Raw genomic sequence first — 6,829 nt, forward strand, 5'->3', positions numbered from 1 at the left:
CAATGGGCGCGAAGTCACCAGCCCTCACTGGCATTTGGAGATGCCCGCTCTCCCGCCAAGAACCGGCATCGAAGCCGCATGAGGGTCACGGACAGCGGGCCGCCGCAGGCTGACGTCCAGCCGCCAGTGGTCAAGGACGGATGAGGACCAGAACCGTACCATGTGCAGCGCCGGCACCGGCGACGCTACGCAGCATGGCTCACGGCAGAGGCGGAGTGAAGCCGGGCTCAAGGAACAGCCAGCTGCTACCTCTGAGCCGCCGCACCGGCCTCGTACCAGCCCCGGCTACGCCGCACGATACGCACGACCGACAGCATCACCGGCACCTCGACCAGGACGCCGACCACCGTGGCGAGTGCCGCTCCGGACTGGAAGCCGAACAGGGCAATGGCGGCGGCGACCGCCAACTCGAAGAAGTTGGAGGCGCCGATCAGCGCCGAGGGGCCGGCCACGCACCACTCGACGCCGAGCTTGCGGTTCAGCCAGTAGGCCAGCCCCGCGTTGAAATAGACCTGGATCAGGATCGGCACCGCCAGAAGGGCAATCACTGCCGGCTGGCGGACGATCTGCTCGCCCTGCAGGCCGAACAGCAGCACCAGGGTAAGGAGCAGCGCCGACAGCGAGACGGGTGCCAGGCGGCCCAGGGTGCGCGACAGCGCGGCCGGCCCGCCAGCGCTCAGCAGCGCGCGGCGCCAGAGCTGTGCCACCATCACCGGCACGGCGATGTAGAGCACCACCGAGAGAACCAGCGTGTCCCACGGCACGGCGATGGCGGACAGGCCGAGCAGCAACCCGACGATGGGCGCGAAGGCCACCACCATGATCAGGTCGTTGAGTGCCACCTGGCTCAGGGTGAAGTGCGGCTCGCCGTCCACCAGGTTCGACCAGACAAAGACCATGGCCGTACAGGGTGCTGCCGCCAGCAGGATCAGGCCGGCGATGTAGCTATCCACCTGATCGGCCGGCAGGTAGGGCCGGAACAGCCAGCCGATGAAAAGCCAGCCGAGCAGCGCCATCGAGAAAGGCTTCACCAGCCAGTTGATGCCGACCGTCGCCGCGATGCCGCGCCAGTGGCTGCCGACCTGGCGCAGGGCGCCCAGATCGATTTTCAGCAGCATCGGGACGATCATCAGCCAGATCAGCACCGCGACCGGCAGATTGACCTCGGCCACCGTCGCCTCACCGATGGCACGGAAGACGTCGGGGGCGAGCTGGCCGAGCAGGATGCCGGCGATGATGCAAAGGGCGACCCACAGCGTCAGGAAGCGCTCAAAGCTGCCCATGGCAGGCGGCGTTGCCGCAGTGCCGGCGGAGATTGCTGTATCAGACATATCGGCTTCCTTCAGCGCAGCCGGCGGCCCTGCCCATCCGCCACACGCTCGCTGTCCTCCTTGGTGAAGGCGCCTCGCTGCGGCAAGATGAGGAGATCGAGCACCGTTTCCGAGGGGCGGCAGAGCTTCACGCCCTGGTCGGTGACCACCAGGGGACGGTTGATGAGGATAGGATGCGCCATCATGGCGTCAAGCAACTGGTCATCGGTGAGCGACGGATCGCCCAGGCCCAGCGCTTCGTAGGGTGTGCCTTTCTGCCGAAGCGCGTCACGCGGGTTGAGGCCGGCGCGGCGGATCAGGTCGGCCAGCTCGTCACGGCTCGGCGGTGTCTTCAGATACTCGACAATCAGTGGCTCGATGCCGGCATTGCGGATGAGGCCGAGGACGTTGCGCGAGGTACCGCAGTCCGGGTTGTGGTAGATCGTGACAGTCGCCGTCATCGGAGCCTCCCTTACGCCGGCCGCTGCGGTGCCGGGCAGCAAGCCGCGAGTGGCAGCACCGCATCGAGCAGCGGTGCGCAGGCCTCCGGCTGGCCATGGCAGCAATCCTGGACCAGGAAGGCCAGCAGCGCGCGGGTGCCGGCGAGATCCGCCATGTAGATGATGGAGCGACTTTCGCGCCGCGAGCGGATCAGGCCGGCGCGCGTCAGCTGCGCCAGATGCGTGGACATGGTGTTGTGCGGCACTTCCAGCCGGCGGGCGATCTCGCCAGCCGACACCCCCTCCTCGCCAGCCTCCACGAGCAGGCGGAACGCACGCAGGCGCGTCTCCTGCCCAAGGGCATTCATGGCTTCTACAGCAGCGCTCAGGTCCATATGTCGTTTATCGTGGACATGACGACGCAAAGCAAGAGCCCATTTCCATGATCCTCAAAAGGCGGATCAATTGAGCGGCGCCGGAGAGCGCCGCGAATGGGAGGAAGCAGCCATGGTCTCAATCTCCCGCCGGCCTGCTGCCTGCCATGCTGGCAGGCGTCCGTGCGGCACCGCCGGCGGCGCTGGCAAGCGCCTGGCGACCGTCGCGGCCGCTCCGCATCATCGTCCCGGCACCGCCGGGCGGCATCACCGACATCGCCGCGCGCATCCTCGCCGCGTAGCTCCAGACAAGTTGGGGACAACCGGTGGTGGTGGACAACCGCGCGGGCGGCGGCGGGCTGAGCGGTACCAACGAGTTCCTCCGCACGACCGCGGATGGGCATACCCTGCTGGTCGGCAATATCGGTCCGCAGGCGACGGCTTACACGCTGTTCCGCAACCTGCCCTATACGCCGGCGGCCTTCGCTCCGGTGTCCGGCCTCATTCGCGACCCCAATATCCTGGTCATGCACCCCTCGGTGCCGGCGACAAGCTTGCGGGAGCTGGTCACGCTTCTCCGGGCGCGGCCACGTCAGCTGAACTATGGCTCCTCTGGCATCGGTCAGTCTCGGAGCCGAAGCAACGCATGTGCCCTTCCGCGGCTCGGCCCCGGCCCTGACCGAACTGCTCGCGGGCAATGTCCAGTTCATGTTCGAGAACCTGATCGCCGCGAGCCAGCATGTGCAAGCGGGCCGCCTGCGCGCGCTCGGCGTCACCTCCGCTCATCGCAGCCCCCTGCTGCCCGAGCTTCCGGCGCTGCAGGAACTGGCGCCCGAACTGGCCGGCTATGGCGTCAGCACCTGGGTCGGGCTTTTCGTACAAGCGGCGGCACCCGCGGAGGCGATTGCAGCCCTGAATAGGGAAGCACGACGAGCGCTGACGCGTCCGGGTACAGTTGCGCAATTGACCCAAACAGGGTCCGAAGCCCATGTCACGACCGTCGAAGGATTCGGCGACTTCATCGCGGTCGAGATAGCGAAGTGGCGGGAGGTCATTCGTCGCGAAGGGCTCGTGATGGACACGACGTGACATGAGGTCCGACTTTTGTCGGTGAGGACGATCTCAATTTGCGCGGTGTCGCGCTTTCCTTTGGAGTGACGCCACGCGTCAATGCGCCCGGTGACAAACGCGCCGCCTTCCGCATATGCAGTGTGGAAAGCTGCTGATCGCGGCGAAGAGGAGTTGAATGGGACGCATTGTGACCCTCATCGCCGTGGTGCTGGGCATCCTGCTGGTGGGCGGCGGGAGCTGGCTCTACAACCCCGACCTGCCCCGAGCCGCGCTGGAACGCCGCTGGGCGCCGCCACCCTCACAGTTCGTGGAGGCAGCAGGAGTGCGGCTCCATATCCGCGACACCGGACCGCGCGATGGTCCGGCAGTGCTGCTGATCCATGGCTTCGGCTCCTCCCTGCACACCTGGGAGGCGTGGATGCCGCTGCTGGAGAGCCGCTTCCGCGTCGTCTCGCTCGACCTGCCCGGCTTCGGCCTGACCGGGCCGGACCCGACTGGCGACTACTCCGACGAGCGAAGCGTCGCCGTGCTTGCAGCGCTGATGGACCGGCTCGGGATCGGGAAGGCAGCGGTGGTCGGCTCCTCCATGGGCGGCCGGATTGCCTGGCGCTTCGCCGCGGCCGAGCCGACGCGCGTCTCGAAGCTTGTGCTGATGGCACCGGACGGTTTTGCGAGCCTGGGCCGCGAGTACGGCCGCGCGCCGGAGCGGCTGCCCTGGCTGATGCGGCTATTGCCCTACAGCGCGCCGAAGCCGCTTCTGCGCAGGACGATGCAGAACGCCTACGCCGTCCCCGGCGTGCTCACGGATGCGGTAGTGGACCGCTACCATGCCATGTTGCTCGCCCCTGGTGTGCGGCGCGCCATCCTCGACCGCGTGTTGCAGACGCGCCTTGTGCCGCCCGAGCCGATCCTGGCAACGATCCGCGTACCGGTGCTGCTGCTGTGGGGCGAGCGGGACGGCGCGGTGCCCGCCTCCCATGCCGCCGACTACGAGCGTGCGTTGCCCGATGTGCGCAGGGTGATCCTGCCCGGGATCGGCCATGTACCGATGGAGGAGGCGCCGGAGGTCTCGGCGCGGGCGCTGCGGGCGTTCCTCGAGGCCGAAGCAGACGGCTGACGCTTGCCGGGCACCGCGCCAAAACCAGCGCGGCTATGCAGCGCGCTACACCGACAATCGCAGTTGCGCCGCTGTCTGCCTTGGCTGGTCGTTGAGCGTCGAGAGCGTAATGCCCAGGAGCCGGATGCCCTTCGGCACCGGAAAGAGCGGCTCCAGCAGCGCGAGGCCCACCCGCTCAAGTTCGTGCTGGCTCGAGATGGGTGCAGCCGCAGTCCGGCTGCGCGTGGCCTGGCTGAAGTCAGCGTACTTGACCTTGAGCGTTACGGTGCGACCACGGATCCCGGTGCTGTCGCAGTAGCACCAGACCTTCTGGAAAATCGGCTGCAGCGCTCCATGGGCCTCCCCCAAGGTGAACAGGTCAGCACTGAAGGTGTTCTCGGCGCCAACCGATTTGCGGATCCGGTCCGGCCGGACCGGGCGATCGTCGATGGCGCGGGCAATCCAGTAATAATAGGCGCCAGCCTTGCCGAAATGCTGCTGCAGGAAGGCCAGGCTGTGCGCCCGAAGGTCGAGCCCGGTCTGGATCCCAAGCTGGTTCATCCTGGCGGCAGTCGCCGGGCCGACCCCATGGAACTTGCTGACCGGCAGATCCTCGACATAGGCAGGGCCCATCCGAGGCGTGATGACGAACAAGCCGTCAGGCTTGCGGTGATCGGAAGCCAGCTTGGCCAGAAATTTGTTGTAGGACACGCCGGCCGATGCGGTCAGCGCCGTCTCCTGCCTGATCCGGGCACGGATGCGCTGGGCGATCTCGGTTGCCGTGGCGATGCCCGGCAAATTCTCGGTGACATCGAGATAGGCCTCGTCCAGCGAGAGCGGCTCGATCATGGGCGTGTATTCGGCGAAGATGCCGCGGATCTGCAAGGACACCGCTTTATAGACGTCGAAGCGTGGCGGCACGAAGATCAGCTCCGGGCACTTCCGGCGGGCGGTCACCGATGGCATGGCTGAATGCACGCCGAATTTGCGGGCCTCATAGCTCGCGGCAGCTACCACGCCGCGCTCCCGCGAGCCACCAACGGCAACCGGCAGGCTACGCAGTGCCGGATTGTCCCGCTGCTCGACCGAGGCGTAGAAGGCGTCCATGTCGATGTGAATGATCTTGCGCGGCCGGACGACCTCGGCCGCCGCACCGTTGCGTCCTGCCTGATCGATCTTCCCCTGGCTGGCGTCGTGGCTGGCGTCGGACAAGGTCACACCATCAGGTCGCGGCGGGCGCTCCGTCCTGCCTCTCGCCGCAGGGCACGACGATCAACGAGCCGTCAGGCAGGGGCCGCTGCAGCTCGAGGGCGTCCTTCGCTGGCGCCCTCAGCCACGGCTCGATCTCCTCCAGCATGGTCAGGATAACCGGCATGGCCTTGGGATGCACGACACCGACCCTGGGATTCGGCTCGGCGGTCAGGAAGGCGAACAGGCCGGCGGTGGCTTCGCCATCCTTGATCTTCCGGATAAAGGTCCAGCGCGTCCAGATACCGGCAGCCACCGCGAGCGGATGGTCTCGCCCAGGGCGAACCTTATCGGCGGGACCCAGCACCCGGCTCACCCAATTGCCCTCCTGGCGGAGGACAAGATGGATGATTGGCACCTCGGCAAGCTCCACCTGCCGCTCGACCCAGCCCCCGGCGCCACAGAATCCCGGGCTGCGATATCGGTGTAGATCACCAGCTCGCCGATGCCATGCTCATCCTCGACGGTCATGAACACCATCCTTTTGCCTGCCGAGACAGCGGCTCGCCTGACTGCGTTGCGCGCAGGCCGTTGTAACTACTTCAGCCACGAACCAGCGGCACAACCACTCTGTTCTTTCGGCCGCTGCTGGCCGAGCCAAACACCGCTGAGTCAGGACCGAGTTCCGGCAGGGATATTCGTGGAGGCGCATGAGATGTGCGTTGTTGCTATGAGTTCAATTTCAAGTCCCTGTGTTTGGGCTTGAGTATGCGGTTGGCGTCGGTTGCGCCTCCCCCAGCAATGATGATGGAGAGGCCCACGAACGCTCCACCTATTCGATCGAAGATAATTCCCAATACGCTTAACAGCAGGCCAAGCAAGAGAATTGGAACCGCCAAGATTTTCCTCATTGATTAAGCGTCTTCATGGCCCGTGTACTCCTACTTGCCTCAGCTAATTGTGCGACCACGCTATCTTCGCCCAGGCGCGTAGAGCGGCCCCGCACATGGATAGCGGAAGGGTCTGCCCCACTGGCGGTGATGCGGATAGGGCATCCGTCCGTGTCGAGGCCGGAGAGGAGGCACAAGGCGCTGATTCGCCCCGCGGCATAGGTCGCAGGCATTCCTTCGAATTCGGACGGCACCAGACACCGCGCCGTTGCCCCCTTGGCAGAGTAACGCAGCACCGGTCCGGCGAGGCCGGCTGCAGCATCCGTTGTTTCGTTCGCGGTAACGCTCCCGGCCCCGACCTTGGCAGCTAGGGTCTGTGACCGGACTGTCTGACTAACCGATCTGGCTCCGATCTGGTCTCTGGCCGCGCCACCTTGGAAGGTCTTGAGGCTTTCAAGGA

Annotated in this window: 7 protein-coding genes and 1 pseudogene; 3 read left to right on the forward strand and 5 right to left on the reverse strand. The window is 66.2% G+C overall.

The genetic code is table 11. From position 1 onward, the window contains the following. Nucleotides 1–245 precede the first annotated feature (245 nt). Genes arsB through BLR02_RS13870 form a run of 3 tightly spaced genes read right to left on the reverse strand, consistent with a single transcriptional unit; the run spans nt 246 to nt 2,118 of the window. Nucleotides 246–1,331 (reverse strand): ACR3 family arsenite efflux transporter, encoded by a 1,086-nt coding sequence (arsB, locus tag BLR02_RS13860; protein ID WP_456303765.1) that lies wholly within the window; start codon nt 1,329–1,331, stop codon nt 246–248. A gap of 11 nt (nt 1,332–1,342) precedes the next feature. Continuing rightward, on the reverse strand, nt 1,343–1,771 hold the full coding sequence (arsC, locus tag BLR02_RS13865; protein WP_090663607.1) for an arsenate reductase (glutaredoxin): 429 nt from the start codon (nt 1,769–1,771) through the stop codon (nt 1,343–1,345). A gap of 11 nt (nt 1,772–1,782) precedes the next feature. Next, the gene (locus BLR02_RS13870; protein ID WP_408735518.1) at nt 1,783–2,118 is read right to left on the reverse strand and encodes an ArsR/SmtB family transcription factor; all 336 of its coding nucleotides are present in this window, start codon (nt 2,116–2,118) and stop codon (nt 1,783–1,785) included. A 173-nt stretch (nt 2,119–2,291) separates the two neighbouring features. On the opposite strand from BLR02_RS13870, the gene BLR02_RS30865 reads away from it, so the two are divergent. The 3 genes and pseudogenes from BLR02_RS30865 to BLR02_RS13880 all read left to right on the forward strand — a co-directional run bounded on the left by BLR02_RS30865 (nt 2,292) and on the right by BLR02_RS13880 (nt 4,312). Continuing rightward, nucleotides 2,292–2,426 (forward strand): hypothetical protein, encoded by a 135-nt coding sequence (locus BLR02_RS30865; protein WP_281201062.1) that lies wholly within the window; start codon nt 2,292–2,294, stop codon nt 2,424–2,426. 30 nt (nt 2,427–2,456) lie between these two features. Next, nucleotides 2,457–3,213, forward strand: a pseudogene (locus BLR02_RS13875) (Bug family tripartite tricarboxylate transporter substrate binding protein). A 157-nt stretch (nt 3,214–3,370) separates the two neighbouring features. Further along, entirely contained in the window at nt 3,371–4,312 is a 942-nt protein-coding gene (locus BLR02_RS13880; RefSeq protein WP_090663609.1) for an alpha/beta fold hydrolase, read from the forward strand. A gap of 45 nt (nt 4,313–4,357) precedes the next feature. Here BLR02_RS13880 and dinB read toward each other — a convergent pair whose 3' ends face one another. Together dinB and BLR02_RS13890 are read right to left on the reverse strand one after the other, a co-directional pair. Then, on the reverse strand, nt 4,358–5,467 hold the full coding sequence (dinB, locus tag BLR02_RS13885) for a DNA polymerase IV (RefSeq protein ID WP_281201064.1): 1,110 nt from the start codon (nt 5,465–5,467) through the stop codon (nt 4,358–4,360). A 46-nt stretch (nt 5,468–5,513) separates the two neighbouring features. Then, complete coding sequence (locus tag BLR02_RS13890; RefSeq protein ID WP_245704774.1) at nt 5,514–5,855, reverse strand: SOS response-associated peptidase family protein; 342 nt, start codon at nt 5,853–5,855, stop codon at nt 5,514–5,516. Between the last annotated feature and the right edge of the window lie 974 nt (nt 5,856–6,829).

This window comes from Belnapia rosea (assembly GCF_900101615.1).
Classification (GTDB): domain Bacteria; phylum Pseudomonadota; class Alphaproteobacteria; order Acetobacterales; family Acetobacteraceae; genus Belnapia; species Belnapia rosea.